Origin of the sequence: Nesterenkonia populi, from assembly GCF_007994735.1 — a bacterium.
GTDB classification, from domain to species: Bacteria; Actinomycetota; Actinomycetes; order Actinomycetales; family Micrococcaceae; genus Nesterenkonia; species Nesterenkonia populi.
In genome coordinates, this window is sequence record NZ_VOIL01000001.1 from 1,135,067 (window position 1) to 1,155,790 (window position 20,724).

Consider the following 20,724-nt stretch of genomic DNA (forward strand, 5'->3'; position numbering starts at 1 on the left):
GATGCTATTTGTAGGACACACCCGCTTCAGCGTGTACTCGTTCGAGTCCGCCGGATTCGCCGCTACACGTCAAGAAGCAGACGAAGATGCTTATCGGAACTGGCTCTACGCTGACGACCGGCTCCGCCCGAGGGCCAAGATCTTCATCGAAGAGTCGTTGCCCCAAATCGCGCAGGCGGCAGGCGGACATCACAACGTGGTGCACGTCGTCTGCTACTCGCCAGGCCTGCCGGAGATCTACAAAGATGAGCTCCGCAAGGCTGCCGAGACCTATCCTTTTCTTCGACTCCATGAGACATCGGAGCAGGTCGGAGGCTTTGCCCCGCCGCTTGGGGCACTACGAGAAGCAACAGGGTGGAAAGCTGACAGCCGGCAGAGAATCGGGATCTACCGTCTTGACGATGATGACCTCGTCGCAACGGACTACTTTGACCGGATGGCCTCTTACGCGCGCCGGGCAGAACCAGGATGGAAGATCTCACTCGGCCTCGGCTACACTGCGTTGCGCTCCGAGGGAGAATACTATTTCCCCCGTCTCGACCACCAAGCAATGGCCAGTGTGGGGCTGATGTCAATCGTGGATCTCGACGAACAAGGCGAACTGCAAGGTCTGGTCAGCAGGCCGCACCACCTCAGCGACACAGGAAACCCGGTTATCCTCGACTCCACCATCCCCGGCTTCTTCCGCACCCGGCACGTGGGGCAGGACAACATCATCGACAAATGGCAGGGCAAAGACTTCCTCGCAACTGCTGTCGCACAGATTCGTGACTGGCCGGAGGCCTCGGCCGAAGAAGTGCTCAGCCGGTTCCCCGCAATGGCAGGAAGGCTGAACGAATCACTGAGCAAGGCCGAACAGGGCATCGAACTTCTTCGGGAGCCCATCAAAGTCGGGTCTGCCACGGTAGGCTTCCACACCCCCTACCGGGAAGGCAGCGTCATCGCTCTTGATCTGGACGGTGAAGTCACTCGTGAGCAGTTCTCTGTACGGTATAAGCTCCACAACCAGGATGGCTCCCGCGTCGACAAGGACGAGATCAAAGATTTCTTCGCCTCGCAGCGGATCAAGCACAACAACTACGGTTTCCACCAAGCTGTCTCCCACAACGAAGATGGCCCCGTGAAACACCTCATCGTTCGTTGCCCCGAAGGTGTAGAGCTGGCGGGCTTCGACCTCTTCACCAAGACGGACGAAGAAGCAGTGAAGGTCAACCAAGTCACGGTTTACCCAGCACTGAGTCCCGCCGCCGATTAGGTCATTTCGGCGCTGGAATTTCTATTAGGGGAGGTCACAAAACTAAGAATCGTCTCAAACACTTCACGAGTCTCCCCGGCACGATGACCGCCACCATGCGTGAATTCGTAAGTCGTCAGCTTGTCCTCGGCAGACTGTCCAGAGACGAAGTCGATGAACGGCAGATAGTGCTTCTGATAATGGTGCTCGTCCGCAAGGTTCTGCAGAACCATCAGACGACCAGCATTCTTCAGCACCTCAGGACGATGCACGCTGAACCTTCCAGACTCCGACGGAGAGAGCTCCGAGAACGAGTCCTGTCCATACAGAGTTTTGGCGACCCTGTTGATCTTCCACCCCTGATGGTTGGGAAGGTGGGTCTGCGGATTGATTGCGATATGTGTGGCACCAGTAAAGAACTGTGCACTGCGCAATGACGCGAACCCGCCGGCGCTGGAACCGTACGTGACAATATGCTGTGGTTCAATGTCCAGACGCTCGGCAAACTGCGAAGCGAACTCACTGATGACCTCAAGATAGTCACGCTCACTATCGCCCGCGTAGTAGCCGATAGGAAGCGTCGCGTCTTTGTGAAGACCCGGGTCTGAGAAGAACAGGCAATGACCCGGGAAGCGGTCAGCCCAGCTCCAGCGCTGGAACAGCGGGGGAGTTACATGGTTACGATCTGCATACCCAGAGAACAGTACGAACAGGCGGGAAGCTCCCTCCTTGGGAACGAAGAGGAAATCGTGCTGGGCGCCTGCTATGCGGACCGAGTACTTAGCCGGGGAGGCCGGCTCAAATTCGTCCTTACCAGGCCATACCAGATGAGGGACATCCAGCTTCGGCTTCTTCCGCGCTGCCTCCTCGTCCTCTTCAGCCTTGAGCTGTCGGGCACCCTCCAACTGGTTAGCAAGCTTCAGCCGTTCGAGCGGCCCCTGCGGACGTTCCTCCGTGAAGTCGGCAAAGCCTGGCAACGACTGGGCGAACTCCAGCCAGATATCTCTTAGGAAGGGTGCCAGAGGTTGGTTCGAACTGATCGCTTTACGAAGATGTGAGAACTTGACCGGCTCCCATGGTTTCGGGCTGCTTCCGAGCTGAAGGATCTCGACATCCTGCTTCGGCTGAAAATGCCGCTGATGCTTCTCAGCGCGGAACCCCATGGAGCGGGGAAGCGTGCGATGAGCTTCTCCGAAGGAGTTCGACACCGCAGCAAGAGATATCCGGTCTCTCCCTCGCGCTTTGGGGGCTGCCTCTCTCACCACGCTCAGTGTGGCTACTAATTCCTTCGGGAAGTCAGTGGCACGAAGCTGCTCGTTATCGAAGAAGGCGACGGAAAGGTCGATCTTGTCTTGCAGTGGGAGGGCATGGCCCGCAAGCTGGCTCAGCATCTTGGCTTCTGCAGAAGTGACCTTGTAGCCGTTTTTTGTGCGGCCGAACGCAATAGCAGTGTTCTGATCAACTGCCTCGTCGAAGGAATGAAGGGCGGAGAGAACAAGGACATCGTGGCTGAGCTTCAATGAATAGCGGTGTCCCTGCTCAGCAAAAAGTGGGGGGAGCAGCCACGGTGCGAGGTCGCGAGTTTCAGGGTCCTGATATTCCTGCAGCTGAGTCAGGTCATAAAGTTCGATGGAATCGCTGCTTCTGATGAGCTCAAGCTCTTGATGGGAGATGGCTGAAGGGTCAGCGGCAATGACTGCGCGGAAGCATCCTGGATGGTGATGCTGGAGGCTTCTGAGCGCCACAGTAGCCGGAAAGATCTCTCCAGAAGAAGCAGGAATGTAGGCGACATGAGTCTGCGCGGCCCTGTTTGAAGAAGTGCGTGAGCGTTGGAGTGCGAGTCGCGCGTTCCGAATACGGTTCAGCACAGTGTCCTTAAATCCGGTACAGAGGAACATCATTCTGTTCGAGTGAAGCGCCCGCCAGTTTACCCAGATAACAGCGTGCGGCGCTTAAGCTGGCGCCATGCACAATGAGGGTCGAAACCCATCCCCGGACACCGGACTTCATACCGATGCGCGTTCGAATGCCGTCCATCGTTATGTTGAGCAGGTTCTCCTGCCGGGCAATGTCGAACCCAACATCTGGGATCCGGAAGATGTGGTCGACCATAGACGTGCACTCGTCACGGACGCGAGGAAACGACGTCGCATCACGCCCACAAAGGTCGTCACCAGCTACGTTTTTCATAGCGGCGGCAAACAGATAGGAGGGATAGACGGCTTCTACACAACCCTCGGGAGCGCCCAGGCACGACAGGCAGTCGCCAGTCCTGAAGTCCACCGAGGATACCTGCAAGCTGCAGGCATTAAGGAGCTTGCTGACGATGATTCAGCAGCTCGGGCTGGCGACAAGCTGTTGGTGCGTTTCTATGTCGTTGCAGAGCAGGTCGTCGCAGCCGTCGTTAAGCTTCCGTTCTTCGTCGTTGGGGACGGGAAGCAGGCGCTTGTGCAGCTAGCAGAGGCCGAAGCCGAACGCCGCAGCAAGTGCGGATACCTTCGCTCAGTGACGCCGGAAGTGGACGAGACCAGGGTGACTGCTGATGCTCTCACTGAAAGTACCGTGCTGCCCCACGGGCAAGCCCAGTTGTTGTCAGGGGAAATTTCGATCAAAGGCGGAGCCGTCGCAGCAGACGTCCTGGGGCTACTGGACGTAGACGTGAGGAACCTGGCAGTGGACGCGATGTGGGCCTTCCCAGGCTTGGCCGCTGCCGGTGTTGATATCCTGCTGCCAGATATTCGGAGTAGAGAGAACGCGCAGGTGCTTGGAGTGGTGCCGGACGCCGATACTACCGAATTTCGTTATCCCGCCTATGGCCAGTACCGCCGGTGCAGTCTTGCAATCCTTGACCACATGCTTGACCTGGCTAAAAGGTGAGCCTGCTACTTCTCAACCGTGATGGTGAGAGATTCTGAGTGGTCGCCGCCGAACATGCGGGTGGAACCGGATTCTTCGGAGTCTCCGTCCACCACTTCGAAGTCATCCTCCGTGGGATAAGCCCTCACGGTGTAGCTGTCGCCGGTTTCTTCGACGGTAACCATCACAGTCTCCTCAGCTCTCCAACTTGTAGCAACGACCACCTGGCACGAATAGTCGAAATCGTCGTCGTCAGTCTCTTCGCAATCAGCTGAGTCGGGTAAACGGTACTGCACCACGTCGCCCCACTGCTCACGCATCTGGTCACGAATATCGCCGCGCTCTCCAGTGAGAGCATCCTCCGCCGTACCGGCGTTCGAGACACTGCATCCGGTAAGGGCGACAAAGCTGGCCAGAGCAACGGCGGGAAGCGACTTCTTCATGTGGATCCTTCCGGAGGAGCATCTCGGTGGTTCTTACGATAAACGGAACTACAGGGATGGTTCCCGTGAACACGCGTGCGCAGTGGTTTGATCGGGTGAGCCGCTGAGGCGCCCTGGGTTTCGTTCCGTGGTTAGGCGGGCGCGGGCGTGGTCATCTTGGGGGGAAGTATAGGCCGCTTTTACTTCGGCTGGGGTGCGGCAGTCGAGAGCTTCATGGAGCCGTTTTGTGTTCCACCAGTTGACCCAGTCCAAGGTGGCGATCTCGACCACGGTGGCCGAGGGCCAGGTGCGGCGTCGGTGAATGAGCTCGGCTTTGTAGAGACCGTTGGCCGTCTCGGCCAGGGAGTTGTCGTAGCTGTCCCCGACTGATCCGACCGAGGCTTGGACTCCGGCGATGATCAGCGCGTCGGAGTAGGTCATCGAGATGTAGTTATCGGATCCAACTGGTCATCGCAACATCTACTCAGAGAGGTGTTGTTATGGGACGGCCGAAGGGATACAGGACCTTCTACACCGGGCGCCCGGTCCCCGGAACATCCGGGAGTGTGGCGGCAGCAGCGGTTCTGGGAAGCGGTCGCCAGAGGCTGCAGTAACTACGCTGCGGCCGATGATGCGGGTGACCTGCCGTACTCTCTGTCACCCTATCCCTGCACCAGCCGCGAGCCTTCAAAGCTCGTCATCGAACTCATCTTTGATTCTAAAGGGTTAACCCCGCCTACAAAATACCTCCGTGGGATTCCAGTCAGTGAGCGCCAGGCTCGTGCTCCTCGCCCCTCCCATTCGCTGATGCGATGCTCTTCAGCATTTTCCCTACCGGGTCCACAGGCTTGGATATCGGGTTCCGTCCGGTGGTCGGCGCAGCGGCACTGATGATCGCCTTCCTCCACCGCGAATCGCCGCCAAGACCGGGCCGTCCGGTAACGCGGGTCAGTCAGGCGTTGGGGACGGCCGGCGTCGCCTCTAAGAACTGCTGATCTTGGGATCACCCTGCGTGCGGAGCAGCTGGATGCGGACAAGGCCGCAGTCAGCTGCTCTCGTAGGAGCTCTGGCATACTGGCGCCTGAATTACTGGAGCGCACTCAGACTGAGGGACAACTCACCATGCTCGACGAACTCGTCATCATCCCTGCCCGCTATCGGTCATCTCGCCTGCCCGGCAAGCCCCTGGTGGACCTCGTGGGCAAGCCGATGATCATCCGGACCGCCGAGCGGTGCTTCGAAGTCACGGACCGGGAACACGTCGTCGTCGCCACCGATGACGAACGGATCGCTGAAGCTTGCCACGAGCACGGCGTAGGGTACGAAATGACCAGCCTCGACCACCTCACCGGCGGCGATCGGGTCGCAGAAGTCGCCGCGCGGATCCCAGCGAAGACCTACATCAACGTTCAAGGTGATGAGCCCGTCTTCAACCCCGAAGACCTCCGCATCATCGTCGACGCCGCACGAGCCGACCGAACCAAGACTTACATCGGCTACTGCGACATGGACGAGGAGCAGTGGAAAGACTCCAAATACATCAAGCTGCTCTTCGGCCAGAACAAGCAGCTGCTCTACATCGGCCGCGCCCCCGTGCCCCACGGTCACACCGGCGAATTCCAGGTCGGCTACCGGCAAGTCTGCGTCTACGCCTACCCGCTCGAAGTCCTCCAAGCGTTCGCGGCCCCCGGCAAGAAGACCCCCCTGGAGGAGATCGAAGACAACGAAGTGATGCGGTTCCTCGAACTCGGTCTGCCCGTCGAAGTCCTCGAAATGTCAGACGACTCCATGCCCGTAGACCGCCCAGGCGATGTCCCCCTGGTTATTGCCCGGCTTCACGAACTCGGACTCGCCTAACGCCGCGTGCATCACCCTGCGGTGCCGACCGCCTTCGCGCGGGCCAGCTCACGCACCTCCAGGGCGGTGGCCTGAATCTGCTGGGCGTCATCGCTATGCAACGCGTCCAGCATGAGGTGGGCCTCCTCCGTCAGTCCCGACGCCGAGGCCTCCACCCCGTAGAGGACGCTCATGTACTGGGCATGCTGCGCAAGCTCCACCACCTTCGCCGGGTCCTGCTTGCGCAGCATCAGTGCCGGCAACTGGTTCTTCAGGAAACGGTTCCAATAATGCACACGCATCCGGCCCGCCAGCTTGCCCACCTCACCGGCCCGGCCACGCGCCAGGGCCAGGTTCCCGAACACGTCATGCAGGAACCGCAGCTGCTGAACCGCCGTGATCTCCGCCCGAGAAATATGCCCGCGGCGCGCACTGCCCTCCACCTCCGAAGGCTCATCCGGCTCCAACGTGATGAAGTAGCAGTCCACATCATTCACCCGGGCCGTCCGCCGCGCATACAAGAACGCCGCCACCATGAACGGGTGGTCATTGCAGTAGATCAGCTCCTCATTGAACCGGTACGGCAACGCTCGCAGAAACTCACTCCGGAACAGCTTCTGCACATGCAGACTGTTCAACCACCCCGAGTGATACTTGCCGGCTCGGGAACCCTCAGCGTCCCGAATATTCGGTGCCGGACGATTCACCCCCACATACCGGCCCGTCACCACATCCGCCCGGTGCCGCTCCGCCTCCCGTGTCAGCGCCGCCAGCGCCTCCGGACCCAGGTAATCATCACCGTCCATCAAGAACACGAACTCCCCGCGCGCCCGTTCAATCACCAGATTCCGGCCACGCGACGGGCTGCCCGTATTCCCCTGAGCATGGACCTCAAAACCAGCCCACGCCGCCCTCTGCGCATAAGACGAGGCGATCTCCACCGTCGAGTCCGTCGAACCATCGTCGACCACGATCACCTCAACCCGCTCAGCCCCCAACGACTGCTCCACCACACTCTCCAGACAACGGGCGATCCTGTCGCCTTCGTTATGGCTGGTGACACCCACGGTCACCAAGGGTCGCTTCCGCGGGTAGGCCAAGAAGGACCTTCGCACCTTCGAGGAACGGCTGTGCGCGCGGCGACGCAAACGACGCAGAGATCGTTGGTTCAGGATCACACTCATCGAGCACTATCCTGCCAGGCCAAGCACACGCTGCGGCTTCTGAACCCGACCCGTACTCGCCCACTAGACTCAGCGACGATGCTGAAACCACAGGTGCTGGGCGCAGAAGCGGGACGACGAGCGATACGGATCCTCGGGCGAATCCCAGGGGCGGAGCCGGTACTCGCACGCGCCATCATCGCCTCCGCCCGCACGGTCCCCACCCCCGTTCAAGCAGAATTCAACGGTCACGACCCCAAACTGCGCAGGCTCCACGCCCAGGCGGCCACAGTCCTCTTCGAAGCAAACCCCCGCGGCGCCCAACAAGTCCTCGAAGACCTGGACCTCGAGACCGCCCAGAACGCCGACCAGCTCGAACGCATGGCCGTGCGCTACATGAAGCTCGGCGAATTCGAAGCCGCCCTCGCCATGCGCCGCCGGGCCGTCGCCCTCGAGCCCGAAGACCCCCAGCGCCACCTCGCCCTAGCCCGCGCTCTGCAGCGGGCCACCAGGAGCGGGCCCACCCCTGACCCCGTTCTCGGGCTCCGCGACGGCGGGCATCCCCAGGTGAATGCCGCCCGGGAATCGCTCCGCAAAGCAGAACAGCTGGCCCCCAGCCATCCCGCAGTCCTGCACGAGCAGGGGCACCTTGAATTCACTCACGGAGACCCCGACCAAGGCCTCGCCCTCCTGGAGCAAGCCGTGACCGTTCGCCCCAGCGCTGCCTGGTACAAAGATATCGGTCAGCGCTACCGCAAACCCCACATCGGTCGGCTCGACGACGCGCTCGCGGCGTACGAAAAAGCCTTGAAGCTCAATCCGACCGATGGTCAGGTTTTCCGCTCCGTGATCGTTCTGGGCTGCCGGGCGGGCCACAATTGGCCCCGCCATTGGGACAGTGCCGAACGGTACGAAACCTCTCGGGGCTGGAAGCTGCCCGGCGGAGGACACCGGCGTCGGAGCCTCCTTGTGCAGGAATTTGCGGACCTCTTCACGGGGGAGCCGATCAGCGAAGCTCGCGCTCAGGCCGCCGTCGTCCGCCTGGAAGAAACAGGCAGCAGCCGCGGACGGCTCTCCTGGCAGACCACAGCCCTCATCGCCTACCGGCTCCAGTTCGCCGGACACGTCGGCGCCGGCTACCGGCTGCGCAGACAGCTCGCCGCACGCACCCGCGCATGGCTCGGCACCGTCTCCGGCGGGCACGTCGGCCACCGACGAAAGCTGCTCGCCGCCCTCGTCTACCTCGACAGGCTCGACGAGGCGCTCAAGCTCATCGACCCCATGCCCTGGCAGCCGCAGAACCGGCTCGCCGAGCAGCAGCTGCAGAAGCTCGCCGCAGACACCCACCTGCTCCGCGGCAGCACCGAGCCCTACCTCGAATACTCCCGGACCGCCCGAGCGGAAGACCCCATGCCCGCCGAGACGCTCACCGAACAGGTCGTCGCCGGCAAGCGGGTCGTCATCGTCGGCCCCGTAGACACCGGTGACCGGCTCGGAGCGCTCATCGACAGCTACGACGTCATCGTCCGGCCGCGGTTCGCCCCCGAGTTCGTGGAGCAGGACCAGGCCGCACAGGGCAGCCGCACCGACATCGTCTACCTCAACGACCACGACATCCACGCCGCCGTGCCTCTCATGCGTGAGGCCGTCAGCGCGGGGGAGCTGCAGCTCGCCGTCGCCCGCCCTCCCAGCCTCAGCCGTCACCGTGACATTGGCGAACCTTGGCTGAGGTTCTCCCGGCAGGAATTCGCGCTCTCTCACCACGGTGCCCTGCTGGGCATCCCTCGTATGGTCTACGACCTCGCCCAGTTCGAGCCCGCTGAGATCGCCGTGCTCAACACCGACCTCTACACCGGCACTGACGCTTTCGCCGCCGGCTACCGGGACACCAAAGACACCGTCTTCGGGCCGGGCTCGGCGATGAACGACCTCATCGTCAACCACGACCTCCGCTTCGACTTCACCTTCCTGCAGCGCATGCAGGACGCCGGGCTGCTCACCGCCCACGGCCGCACCGCAGAAGTCCTCGCGCTCACCCCTGACGAATACGTCCACGCCCTCGAAACCGGAAGCGCCCTGCGATAGGAAAAACTATGGCCGTCTCACTGCACGGGCTGCGCGGCAAGATCGCCGCGGCCGCCGTCGTCAAAACCGTCGTCCGCCGCGCCGGAAAAGCCTCGCCCGTCGCCAAGGCGATCGGGACAGTCGCCGACGTCGTCGAACCCCAAGACGTCGCCGCCGGAGAAGCAGAGCCCACCGGCACCTACCGGGGACTCATCGCCGGAATGCTCCGCGAGGCGCTGCCCGCCGACCCCGCAGAAGGCCAGGGAGCGGTGTTCGACGCCGTCGCAGGACTCATCCCCGGGACACCCGCAGAGCTTCCCACCTACGAGGACCTGGCAGCCCGCGCCGAAGCCGACCCGAGCCCCGGCAACCTGCTCGCCGCCGCAGCCGAAGCCCGCCGGCCCTACGTCAACCAGCTCGACGCGGCCCGCGAGCACTACGAGGCCGCCTTCGCGAAGAACCCCCACGACCTGCGCGCCGTCGAAGGCATCCTCAGCACCACCGGCCGCACCGACTGGGACTGGGAACGAGTATGGGACGCAGCCTCCACCCTCAAGCCCCGCCGCGGCCTCCTCGGCGAAGACTCCCTCTTCTGGGACCCCATCGACCAGCTCTTCCAGCCCCAGCCCCCCGCCGAAGCCATCCGCCGGGCAAAGCCCCTCCTCGAGCAGTACCGGCCCCAAGTCACCCGGCTGCACCAGCTGCTCCTCGACGCCATCGCCGCACGCCTCCAGTTCCTCGGCCAATTCCGCCTGGGCCAGGACCTCCGCGCCGCCATGGCCGAGAACCGGGTCCGCGAACTCCGCGGCATCCCGCTGGAATCCCCCCTCTGGCTCAAACACCTCCTCGGGGCCTACGCCCACCTCGACGACGACAAGCGCCTTGCCCGCACCGCCCGCCGACCCCTGCTCGACACTGCCCCCGCCGAAGCCGGAATCGCCGCCGAGAAGCTCGCCGCCGACGCTGCCCTCTACACCGGCGACGCCGAACCCCTGGCCGCCCACGCCGAGCGCCGACGCAAAGAGCTGCCGCTGCCCGGCGAGGGGCGGATGCTGGAACTGGTCCGCGGCGCACGGGTCGCCGTCGTCGGCCCCTCCGCCACCCAGGACCAGCTCGGCGAGCTCATCGACGCCCACGACGTCGTCGTCCGCACCCAGTACAAGCCCGAGGCGCTCGCCGGCCGGGAGGCCCAGGCGGGGGAGCGGACCGACATCGCCTACTTCCAGACCAAAGACCTCACCGCCGAGTGGGACCACCTTCTCCAGACCATCCCGGGCAGTCCGCTGAAGCTCGCCGTGGCGCGGCCGCTGATGCACACGCTCTTCACCCGCGACGGTGAAGAGGCCCCCGAATGGCTTCGGTTCGCCCGCTTCGAATACGGCCTCCACTTCCGCGGGGCACCCCTGGGCATCCAACGGGTCGTCTACGACCTGCTGCAGTTCGCCCCCGCCGAGATCGGGCTCTTCCACACCGACTTCTATGCCGGCCTCGGAACATTCACCGCCGGATACCGGCACAACGAAGAGACCTTCGGGCCGCGCTCGGCGCTCAACGACCTGGTCCTCATGCATGACCTCGGCTACGAATTCCGGCTCACCCGGCGACTTGCCCGAGCAGGCCTCATCACCCCGCACGGCACCACCGCTGAGGTCCTCGCCCTGACCGAGCCCGACTACCTCGAACGGCTCGAGCACGGCCCGCTGGCGGCCCTCTCACCCGGACGCACCGAAGCCAGCTGACACTCAGTCTGCGCCGACCGTCAACACAGGCGGCCTCGTTATAATTCTGTGATTGTCCTAGGCCTGCCGTACTCTGGATTCTGTGACGGATCAGCTTCTCGACAGCACCCCCTCCCCTGAAGAGCAGCCGCGGAAGAAGGCGTCGTTGGGCAAGCGCATCGCCCTCATCACCTTCTCGATCGCCGGGCTCATCGTGGTCGGCGGCGTGGCCGTGGCCGCCCTCTACCTGAGCTCGCTCAGCTCCAGCTACGAGGAATCCGTCAACGTCATCCCCGAGGACGAGACCTTCCCCGAGGACGAGGACCGCCCCGACGCACCCACCGCGGAGGACGAGGACGGCGAAGAGACCGACTCCGAGCAGATCAACATCCTGCTCATCGGCTCCGACGCCGGCGGAGGCTCCGGCGAGGACGAGAACGTCCCGTGGCTGCCCAACGCCGCCCGCGCCGACAGCATCATCTGGGTCCACATCCCCCACGAGCGCGACTCCGTGCAGATGATGTCCATCATGCGGGACACTTGGGTGCCCATCGCCGGCCAGGGCGAAGCCAAGATCAACTCCTCGCTCAGCTACGACGGCCCCGCCACCGCCGTCGCCACCGTCGAGGACCTCGTCGGAGTGCCCATCGACCACGTCGCCGCAGTCGACATGGAAGGCTTCCAGAGCCTGGTCGGCGCCATGGACGGCGTCAACGTCAACTCCCCGCAGAGCTTCACCTCCCGCGACGGCTACCACTTCAGCTCCGGCCCCCAGCACATGAGCCCCTCCGAATCGCTCAGCTTCGTCCGGGAGCGCCAGGCCTTCGCCGACGGCGACTACACCCGGGTGGCCAACCAGCAGGCCTTCATGCAGGGCGTCCTCAGCGACGTCCTCAACCCCCAGACCCTCTCCAACCCCGCCCGGGTCCACGAGATGGTCAGCGGATTCACCCCCCACATGACCGTGGACTCCCAGCTCGCCGACTCCGGATACATCGCCGACCTCGGATGGAACATGCGCAGCATCCGCTCCGGCGACGTCACCAGCTTCACCCTCCCCAACGGCGGCATCGGCACCGCCGGCTCCGAATCCATCGTGATCGCCGACTACAACGCCTTCACCGAAGCCGGAGAAGCCATGCGCGAGGGCACATTCGACGAATACGCCGCCCAGCACTGACCTTCTGACAGGCGACATGATTGGTTCAGCCAGGCCGCCGCGCCGTAAGCTGGACCATCATGACCACCCCTCAGGACGACGCCGCAGAGCTTGAGGCGCTCGCGAACCACCCGGACACTGACTGGGAGGTTCTGCACTGGATCGCCGAGAACTACCCCGAACTGCGGCCAGCCGTCGCCGCGAACCCCGGCACCTATCAGGAGCTCATCGACGCCCTGGCCTCCCTCGGCGACCCTGAGATCGACTCCGCCATCGCCATGCGAGGCCGCCGCGGGGTGAACTCCCAGCGAGCATCCACCGACCCGCTCGCCGGGATGTTCGAAACCACCACGAGCCTCCCCGCCTACACCGACGACCACTACGCCGCCTACTCCCAGTACACCCCCTACCCGGGTGCCGCCGAGGAGCAGGACACCGGGGACCTCCCCGCCGGCCCCTTCACCGAGGAGCCGGAGGACCCCGCGGCCGAAGAGGCTCCGACCCAGGAGCCCCAGCCCGCCGAGGAGCCGGCGCCCGTCTCCTGGGCATCCGAGATGCAGCCCCGCAACGGCTCCGCAGAGACTGCCGAGCCCGCCGGCCCCGCCCCCGTGGAGGAGGACGAGGCCGCAGCCGACTATGCCCTCGCCCCCGCCGCGTCTCAGGGCGCTCGGACCATTCCGCCCGCACCGCACCAGATGAACGGCGGCTATACCGGCTCCGAGCAGAAGGAGCGCCGCAGCCTCGTCCTGCCCATCGCCGCCGCTGTCGGCGGTGTCCTGGCGCTGGGCATGGTCGTCGCGGTGATGGTCCTCCTCTTCGTCGGGGACGAGGAGGACCCTGTCGCCGAGCCCGGGGCCGAAGAGCCCGCCGAACCCGAGGAGGAGGATACTCCGGAGGAGGAGGGCGAGCAGCCGCCCGCTGAGGACGAGGCCCAGGACGAGCCGGAGGCCGATGAGCTGGGCGAAGCCCAGGCCGCGCTCGCATCCCTGCCTGAGGAGACCAGCTGCGAGCCCGGCGACGACTCTGGCGTCCTCGCCGCACTGCTCAGCGCAGGCGCTGACGAGGACGGCTTCCCCGAGGACGAGCACACCAGCACCCTGCAGGAGGCCCTCTCCGGGCTGCAGGACTCCTGCGACGCCGAGCACGCCGGCCAGACCGTCGGCGAAGCCCGAGACGCCGCAGACGCCGGCGCGCTCAACGAGATCAGCTATGACTGGGTGGACCGCGGCGTCGGCGACCGCGGCGCCCAGACCGTCAGCGGGTTCGCCACCCCCGACGGCAACATCGAATGCGACTTCTCCGACGGGGTCACCTGCACCGTCTACGAGCACAACTACAACGACGGCTGCCCCGGCGGCGAAGGCACCACCTACTCCATGACCGTGACCGGCGCCGAGATGGACTGCGACAACCTCGTGGAGCCCGACGAGGGCCGCGAGTCCATGCCGTACGACGAGATCGGCACCGACGGGTTCATCGAGTGCGCCTCCCTGGAGGACCGGGTCAGCTGCTACAGCGCCCTGAACCCCTCCATCGGATTCGAGATCTCAGAGACCGGCCACTACACCTACGGGTGACAGGGCGGCTCAGCTGAGCTTCAGGGCCTCGACGATCCGGTCCGAGCACCGTCCCGGCTCCGTCGGGAGCTCGCCGGAGGGCCCGGTCACATAGTCGAGATGCCGGGCCCGCCACGCGGTGTAGTCCAGCGAGCCCAGGCTGAGCGCCGTCGCGACCGCTTCCTCCGCGGTGGAGACGATCGGCCCCGGGGACTCCGCCTCGTAGTCCAGGGGGAAGCCGCGGGTCTGCCCGAACTCCTCAAGGTCATAGGCCCAGAAGATCGTTGGAATATCGCGCAGCGCGGCCTCGTAGACCACCGCCGAATAGTCCGAGATGATCACGTCCGCCACGGACAGCCAGTCCATGATTCCGAACTCGGAGCCGATGAGGGTCTCGCCGTCGTCAGGCAGAGGGGTCTTGTCCACCGGGTGGGGGATGATCACCAGGTTCGCGTCCGTGTGCCGGAACTGATCCGCGAGCTGCTGGTAGGGCAGGCTTCTGTTCAGCCGCGACGTCGGCGTGTAGAGCACCGTGCGGCCCTCGGCCAGCTGCGGGTAGCGCTTCAGGATCCGCTCCCGGCGCTTCGCATTCCCCGTCTCGTCCAGCAGGTAGTCCACCCGTGCCATCCCCAGCGGACGGATGGAGTCCGGCTCAATCTGGAACGCCTTGGCGAACACCTCGGCGGGCACGGTGCCGGCCGCGCACATGAAGGTGTAGTTGGCGTGCATCCGCATCACCTTCGCCACCGCCGGGTCCGGGCCCTCCGGGGTGCCCGCCACCAGGTAGGCGAAGTTCTTGAACCCTCCCAGCGCGTGCCAGATCTGCCCCACGGGCAGGCCCTTGCGGTGGTTCAGCACGCTGACGGGAATGATGTAGCCGTCCACGAGGATCGCCCGGCAGGTCGCCAGGTGGTACATCTCCCGGAGTGCGGCGAGGAGGTACCCGGCGGAGAGCTTCCTGTGCCGGATCACCTTGATCTCGTAGTCCGGGTGGTTCCGGCGGATCGAGTCCTTCAGCAGTGCGAAGTCCACCCGGATCTGCCGCAGGTCCCTGGTCATCAGCACCACTTTGCGCCGGGTCGGGAGAAGCTTCAGCAGCGCGTAGACGGCACGCGCCCCCAGCACCATGATTCCCAGGGCATGCGGAAGGATTCGGCGAATAGCTCTATCCTCCCTCGGCGGACTGCGGACATGCACGGATGATTATCACGGATACCCTAACGCACCCCACATGACATCCGGGTAGCGTGGAGGGCCTATGCGCACCACCATTCACCCCACCACTGAAGGCGTGCTCAACGACGACGCCGGGTCCACCGTCCGCCGCAGTGTGCTGCCCTCCGGGGTCAGGGTCCTCACCGAGGCTATGCCGGGGGTCCGCAGCGTGACCATCGGCTACTGGATCGCCGTCGGCTCCCGGGACGAGGCCGAGCACCAGTACGGCTCCACGCACTTCCTGGAGCACCTGCTGTTCAAAGGCACCCGCACCCGCTCCGCCATGGACATCGCCGCCGAGTTCGACGCCGCCGGAGGTGAGTCCAACGCCATGACCGGCAAGGAGTCCACCTGCTACTACGCCCGGGTCCTCGACACTGACCTGCCCATCGCCGCCGAGGTCCTCACCGACCTGGTGACCTCCGCGGTGATCGACGCGCAGGAGATGGAGACCGAGCGCGGGGTGATCCTCGAGGAGCTCGCCATGGCCGAGGACGACCCCACCGACGTCGTGCATGAGCGCTTCAGCGAGCAGGTCCTCTCCGACCACCCTCTGGGCCGGCCCATCGGGGGAACGACGGCAGCGATCCGGGCGGCGGCGCGTGAGGATGTGGTGGACCACTACCGGCGCTGGTATCGGCCCGAGGAGCTGGTGATCACCGCGGCCGGGGGAGTGGACCATGATCAGCTCGTCGGGCTCGTCGCCGAGGCCCTGGAGGGCAGCGACTGGGACGTCAGCGGTCGCGGCGAGCCCGCACCCAGGAGGGTGGGCGATGTGCAGACCATCCCGGTCCGCGAGGGCGTCGCGCATCACCGCAAGGGCATCGAGCAGTCCCAGGTGATCATCGGCGGACGTGGGCTCGCCGCGGGGGACCAGGACCGGTTCGCGCTCTCCCTGATGCACGCGATCCTGGGCGGGGGAATGTCCTCCCGCCTGTTCCAGGAGGTCCGGGAGCGCCGCGGCCTGGCCTACGCCACCTACAGCTTCTCCGCGGGGTTCACCGACGCCGGGTACTTCGGCCTGTACGCGGGCTGCCTGCCCGAGAAGGTGGACATCGTGACGGAGGTGATGGTCGCGGAGCTGGAGCGGATCGCCTCGGAGCCGGTGACGGCGGAGGAGCTGGCCCGGGCAAAGGGGCAGCTGCGCGGCGGCACGGTCCTCGGCATGGAGGACACCGCCTCCCGCATGAACCGGCTGGGCAGGGCGGAGCTGGTCCGCGGCGAATTCGTCGACATCTCCGACTCCCTGGCTGAGATCGAGGCGGTCACCGCCGAAGACATCGCCCGGGTGGCCCGCCGTCTCGCCGAATCTCCCCGCGCGACGACCCTCGTGGGCCCGTCAGCGCAGGCATAGCTCAGACCCAGGCGGTCCAGTCGGCCTTGCGGATCATGCAGTGGATCCCCTTGACCCCGTCCACCACCTGGCTGACCTCAAAGTCCGCTCCGGCTGACAGGTAGGCCAGGGCAACAGATCGAGGCACACCGAAGCGGTCGTGGAGGAACGCGATCGCATTTCGGGTTGCGTTCTGCACAGCTATGTTGAGGTCCGGGTCTAGCCCGGTGGGGATCCAATGGGCAGCGGTCTCCACCACGGGCCCGTGTGCGCCACCTAGGGTCTCACCTTTGTCGCTTCCGGGTAGCACGGTCAGTCGCAGTGTCGCTCGCAATGAGGCCTCCAGGGCAGTGAGCGCTACTTCCCCGTTGCCCTGAGCGAAGTGCGGATCGCCCGCATAGAATCCCGCGCCCTCAGTGAGAACTGGAAGATAGAGGGTGCTGCCCTCCACTGCGTGCTTGATGTCAATATTTCCTCCGTATTCGGCAGGTGGCGAAGACGGCACCGGTGTGCTCGTAGCCGGGGCCGTTCCCATTAGTCCTAGGAATGGTTCGATGGGGAACCTCGCTCGGCGTCCTTGTCCCGCGTCGATCAATCCCACCTCGAACCCCTTGTGCTCCTCCACCCAGGAGAAATGGGAAACGGTGCCGTCACGAACCATCGAATCGATGTGCCGGCTCGGAGTGGAGTTCATGTCTTCGGGGTATTCCCCGGCCAGAGCTCCGAACCCGTGCCGGTTGGAGATGATTCCGTAGGGCACACGGCGGGCCAGTTGCAGAATATCTATCTTCAGGACGTCGCCTGGCTTGGCGCCAGAGACATGAATCGGGCCGGTCACCACATGTGGTCCGTCCTCCGGACTGTTGGTCTTATCGCTGGCAGCCATGTCCACCGCGTCCTGGAGTACGTCCGCTACGTCGAACTGACGGAAGTATCCCTCTGGATTGCGGCCCTGATCCTCGAGTAGACCCTCGTGAGAGAGGGTGTCGATGGTGATGGTTCGGCCGGAGCTCAGCTCAGCTACTGAGGATGATGCGGCATTCGGCAACCATCCCCATAGGGCACTTCCAGGGGTCGTAGCTAGGTAGACGTCACCAGGAATGTGCCCGGTGCCGGGCTGGAGGATCAGGGAGTCGGTAAGTGATGGTGTCATGGCTCCTCTTTAGGGGCTGGTTGTTAGGGGGCTGGCGATGGGGAGATGGACGGTCAGGCCGATTTCGACAAATGACCCAAGGGCGAACCCAGTGGCACCGATGCAGATTCAGGCGATGAGAGGCTCGGCGAACCATCGCTGGTACTCGCATTGAACGGCCGGTAATCGTCGGAGTCAGCCACATAAGTCCAACCATGAGCACGACTAGTCACGCCAGCTGAGATGAGTTCACGGATTGGGTGATGGGTGGGCGTCGGACCAGCGACGTGCAACTGGTCTTCCCGCTGAACATCTTGTGGAAGGGGGCAGTCTGTGGCCGCGCCCGTTCTTGATGTGAAATTCTTATAATCCAGGCGGGTAGGCAACCTCAGACCTCCGCGGCGTCCATGGCACGCACGAACCGTTGCGTGCGAGGATCCCTGGGATTGTCTAGGACCTGTTGGGGGCTTCCCTCTTCAATGATCACACCGTCGGCCATTAGGACGATCTTGTCGGCTACGTTGCGGGCGAACCGCAGCTGATGGGTGGCGATAATCATGGTCAGTCCTGTGTTACGGGCAAGATCTGTAATCACCTTGAGAACTTCGGCCACACGTTCCGGGTCCAGGGCGCTCGTCGGTTCATCTAGCAGCAGGGCTTTCGGGCGGGGGGCAAGCGCCCTGGCTATGCCTACGCGTTGTTTTTGCCCGCCGGAGAGCTGATCCGGGTAGTGGTCAATTCGATCGGACATACCCACCTGGCCGAGAAGTCCCTCGGCGCGCTGGGAGGCTTCCTCGTTGCTGTACCCGTAAACCCAGCGCAGTGGGCCAGCGATGTTCTCCCGGACGCTGAGATGCTCGAACAGCTCGAAGTTCTGAAACACCATGCCGACGCCGGCCTCGACGCGCTGTTCGGCTGCACGTCCTGCCGAAATTCGCTGTCCCTGGTGGTAGCCCACAGTGACCTCGTTGACGCGGATCTGTCCGTCGTCAATCGTCTCAAGGTGGTTAATGGTGCGAAGCAATGTCGACTTCCCGGATCCGCTGGGCCCCAGCAGTGCGACTACCTCGCCCTGCTGGACGGCCAGGTCGATGCCCTTGAGCACCTGCAAGTCCTTTGAGTAGGACTTGGTGACATTCTCGATGCTGATCATCGTGGATGGCCCATCCTGGCTGCGAAGCGCGAGGTCGGAGACCTCCGGCAAATCCTCCGGGACCATGATGTCGCTCTCATCTGTGGTTTCCTTGTCCTTCGTCTGTGGAGGCACGCTCATTGTTGAGCGGCTCCACGGCAGGCGCAATGGAGGACGACGTCGGGTCACGGCGGCCTCCACCCCCAGCTGGAGCACTGTGATGGCTGCAGTGAGGAGCAGGTACATCACCGCTGCGGCGAAGTAGATGGAGAAATAATCAAAGGTGGAGGAAGCTAGTTGTTGGGTGCGGAGAGTCAGTTCGGGGACCGCGATGACTGAGGCTAGGGCGGAGTTTTTCATGGTCGCGACGACTTCATTGCCAAGGGCGGGGATCGCCTGACGGAACCCCTGCGGGGCAATAATGCGCCGCATCAAAGTGGGCGGCTTCATGCCCAGTGCCCGTCCGGCGTCTTTTTGTCCCTTGCCTACTCCGAGCACTCCGGAGCGGAAAATGTCGGCGAAAAAGGAAGCCTCGTTCAAAGCGAGGGCAATCACGCCCGCTTGCAGGGGGCTGAAAGTGATGCCTGCTTGGGGCAGCGCCGTAAAGACGAATACCAGTTGCAAGATCAGCGGGGTGCCGCGATAGAGAGTGGTGTAGGCCCGGGCGATCATCGCCACTGCCCGCCACGGCGAGAGCAGCATTGCCGCGAGGACGAAGCCGATCGCGGCACCGCCGATTGATGCGCCCACTGTTAGCTGCAGGGTGAACCAGAGCCCGCCCCAGAGGTACTCAAAAGTGAGGTAGTGGAGGAAGTCAGTCATGGTCAGCCCACGGAGAGGATATTCGGCTCAGCGACATGATTAGCGTCAAGCTCCCAGCGTTCAGCTAGTTCCTCCTGAAGGCCGTTCTCCTGAATAACCATCAAGGCTTCCTGGACAGCGTCGCGGAAGTCGTGCTCGCCCTGCGGGACACCAATGGCAATTTCGTAGTCGAGCATGACGGTCTCGGCGGAGTCGAGCTCGTCAGGATGTTCGGCAATGAAACGGTTCACCGTGTTGACGTCGTTCATGTACGAATCGGCCTGTCCCGAACGCACGGCTTGAACACAGTCTGCCGCCGCGTCGAAAAGGAGGAGTTCAGGCGCCGGTTCGCCGATTTCCTCACAGTCTGGGCCCACGGCCTCCACCAGGGGGACTTCTACATATCCTCGGTTCAGAGCGACTGTCGTCCCACAGAGGGATGTGTCGATACCGGTGATGTCCTCAGGGTTTCCGTCTCCTACCAGGATGCCGTCATAGACGTGGGAGTAGCTGATGAAATCAACGCCGCCCTCAGCTCGCTCCTCAGTGGCGTAGAGGTTGGAGAGGATCCAATCCGCCTGGCCACTGTCCACCGTCGGGATAAGTTCGGAGAAGCCGACTGAGAGGTAATCCACCTCAAACCCCAAACAAGCGCCGACAGCTTCCCCGAGGTCGATGTCGAAGCCTTCGTATTCGTTGGGGTTGTCATCGGAAACAGTCGCGTACCCGGGGACGTGGGGGTTTAGGGCGTTGGTCCTTGTTTCCCCCACCAGGTCGGGGTTGTCTTCGCGCAACTGTTCACACTCGTCGCTGCTCACCAGATCTTCGTATGGGCCTTCATAGTCGGCGGCAGATTCAGCGTCCCCTCCACAGGCGGCAAGGGTCAGGACAGTTGCAGCGAAGGTTGCACTGGCAGAAACCAGAGTCTTGTAGCGCATCGTGTTCTCCTAGGCGTAGGTGCGAGCTTTTAGTTCACTTGGTCAGACCAAGTTGTGAAGAAGCTAGCACTGCAAAATGGTGATATAGGTGACTTTTCGATCCTGAAACTAAGATTTAACGAGCTCGAAACGAATATTGGTCCATTGGTCAGCCCAAGCGAACCT

15 protein-coding genes and 1 pseudogene are annotated in these 20,724 nt (G+C 63.7%); 8 read left to right on the forward strand and 8 right to left on the reverse strand.

Going from position 1 to position 20,724, the window contains the following annotated elements:
* The first annotated feature begins 1 nt into the window (after nt 1).
* Entirely contained in the window at nt 2-1,255 is a 1,254-nt protein-coding gene (locus FWJ47_RS05280; protein ID WP_147105099.1) for a glycosyltransferase, read from the forward strand.
* On the opposite strand, the gene FWJ47_RS05285 is transcribed toward FWJ47_RS05280, so the two are convergent.
* The gene (locus FWJ47_RS05285; protein ID WP_147105103.1) at nt 1,252-3,102 is read right to left on the reverse strand and encodes a hypothetical protein; all 1,851 of its coding nucleotides are present in this window, start codon (nt 3,100-3,102) and stop codon (nt 1,252-1,254) included. The two genes, FWJ47_RS05280 and FWJ47_RS05285, sit on opposite strands and share 4 nt — an antisense overlap.
* A 97-nt stretch (nt 3,103-3,199) precedes the next feature.
* Between FWJ47_RS05285 and FWJ47_RS05290 the strand changes: the two genes are divergently transcribed.
* Nucleotides 3,200-4,111 (forward strand): hypothetical protein, encoded by a 912-nt coding sequence (locus FWJ47_RS05290; protein ID WP_147105106.1) that lies wholly within the window; start codon nt 3,200-3,202, stop codon nt 4,109-4,111.
* A gap of 5 nt (nt 4,112-4,116) precedes the next feature.
* Here FWJ47_RS05290 and FWJ47_RS05295 read toward each other — a convergent pair whose 3' ends face one another.
* Together FWJ47_RS05295 and FWJ47_RS12250 are read right to left on the reverse strand one after the other, a co-directional pair.
* A complete protein-coding gene (locus tag FWJ47_RS05295; RefSeq protein ID WP_147105109.1) occupies nt 4,117-4,533 on the reverse strand; it encodes a hypothetical protein in 417 nt (138 codons plus the stop codon).
* Nucleotides 4,534-4,701: 168 nt separating this feature from the next.
* Nucleotides 4,702-4,962: pseudogene (locus FWJ47_RS12250) on the reverse strand (integrase core domain-containing protein); the annotation flags it as partial.
* A 672-nt stretch (nt 4,963-5,634) separates the two neighbouring features.
* Between FWJ47_RS12250 and kdsB the strand changes: the two are divergent.
* The gene (gene kdsB / locus FWJ47_RS05305) at nt 5,635-6,369 is read left to right on the forward strand and encodes a 3-deoxy-manno-octulosonate cytidylyltransferase (protein ID WP_147105115.1); all 735 of its coding nucleotides are present in this window, start codon (nt 5,635-5,637) and stop codon (nt 6,367-6,369) included.
* 11 nt (nt 6,370-6,380) lie between these two features.
* On the opposite strand, the gene FWJ47_RS05310 is transcribed toward kdsB, so the two are convergent.
* Entirely contained in the window at nt 6,381-7,415 is a 1,035-nt protein-coding gene (locus FWJ47_RS05310) for a glycosyltransferase family 2 protein (RefSeq protein ID WP_170228492.1), read from the reverse strand.
* Nucleotides 7,416-7,610: 195 nt separating this feature from the next.
* Between FWJ47_RS05310 and FWJ47_RS05315 the strand changes: the two genes are divergently transcribed.
* From FWJ47_RS05315 to FWJ47_RS05330, 4 genes are all read left to right on the forward strand, one after another.
* Nucleotides 7,611-9,596, forward strand: a complete 1,986-nt coding sequence (locus FWJ47_RS05315; RefSeq protein ID WP_170228493.1) for a tetratricopeptide repeat protein — start codon at nt 7,611-7,613, stop codon at nt 9,594-9,596.
* Between the two features lie 8 nt (nt 9,597-9,604).
* Nucleotides 9,605-11,314, forward strand: coding sequence for a glycosyltransferase family 29 protein (locus FWJ47_RS05320; protein ID WP_147105124.1), 1,710 nt, complete (start codon nt 9,605-9,607; stop codon nt 11,312-11,314).
* 82 nt (nt 11,315-11,396) lie between these two features.
* Nucleotides 11,397-12,473 (forward strand): LCP family protein, encoded by a 1,077-nt coding sequence (locus FWJ47_RS05325; protein WP_170228494.1) that lies wholly within the window; start codon nt 11,397-11,399, stop codon nt 12,471-12,473.
* 59 nt (nt 12,474-12,532) lie between these two features.
* On the forward strand, nt 12,533-14,029 hold the full coding sequence (locus tag FWJ47_RS05330) for a variant leucine-rich repeat-containing protein (protein WP_147105131.1): 1,497 nt from the start codon (nt 12,533-12,535) through the stop codon (nt 14,027-14,029).
* A gap of 9 nt (nt 14,030-14,038) precedes the next feature.
* Here the strand turns inward: FWJ47_RS05330 and FWJ47_RS05335 are convergent, their stop codons facing one another.
* Nucleotides 14,039-15,136 carry a CDP-glycerol glycerophosphotransferase family protein gene (locus tag FWJ47_RS05335; RefSeq protein ID WP_147105134.1) on the reverse strand — a complete coding sequence of 366 codons (1,098 nt, stop codon included), beginning with the start codon at nt 15,134-15,136 and terminating at the stop codon, nt 14,039-14,041.
* Nucleotides 15,137-15,266: 130 nt separating this feature from the next.
* Between FWJ47_RS05335 and FWJ47_RS05340 the strand changes: the two genes are divergently transcribed.
* Nucleotides 15,267-16,577, forward strand: coding sequence for a M16 family metallopeptidase (locus FWJ47_RS05340; protein ID WP_147105137.1), 1,311 nt, complete (start codon nt 15,267-15,269; stop codon nt 16,575-16,577).
* Between the two features lies 1 nt (nt 16,578).
* Here the strand turns inward: FWJ47_RS05340 and FWJ47_RS05345 are convergent, their stop codons facing one another.
* The 3 genes from FWJ47_RS05345 to FWJ47_RS05355 all read right to left on the reverse strand — a co-directional run bounded on the left by FWJ47_RS05345 (nt 16,579) and on the right by FWJ47_RS05355 (nt 20,559).
* Complete coding sequence (locus FWJ47_RS05345) at nt 16,579-17,709, reverse strand: acetamidase/formamidase family protein (RefSeq protein ID WP_147105139.1); 1,131 nt, start codon at nt 17,707-17,709, stop codon at nt 16,579-16,581.
* Nucleotides 17,710-18,076: 367 nt separating this feature from the next.
* Entirely contained in the window at nt 18,077-19,642 is a 1,566-nt protein-coding gene (locus FWJ47_RS05350) for an amino acid ABC transporter permease/ATP-binding protein (protein ID WP_147105141.1), read from the reverse strand.
* 2 nt (nt 19,643-19,644) lie between these two features.
* Nucleotides 19,645-20,559, reverse strand: a complete 915-nt coding sequence (locus FWJ47_RS05355; protein WP_147105144.1) for an ABC transporter substrate-binding protein — start codon at nt 20,557-20,559, stop codon at nt 19,645-19,647.
* Nucleotides 20,560-20,724: the final 165 nt, after the last annotated feature.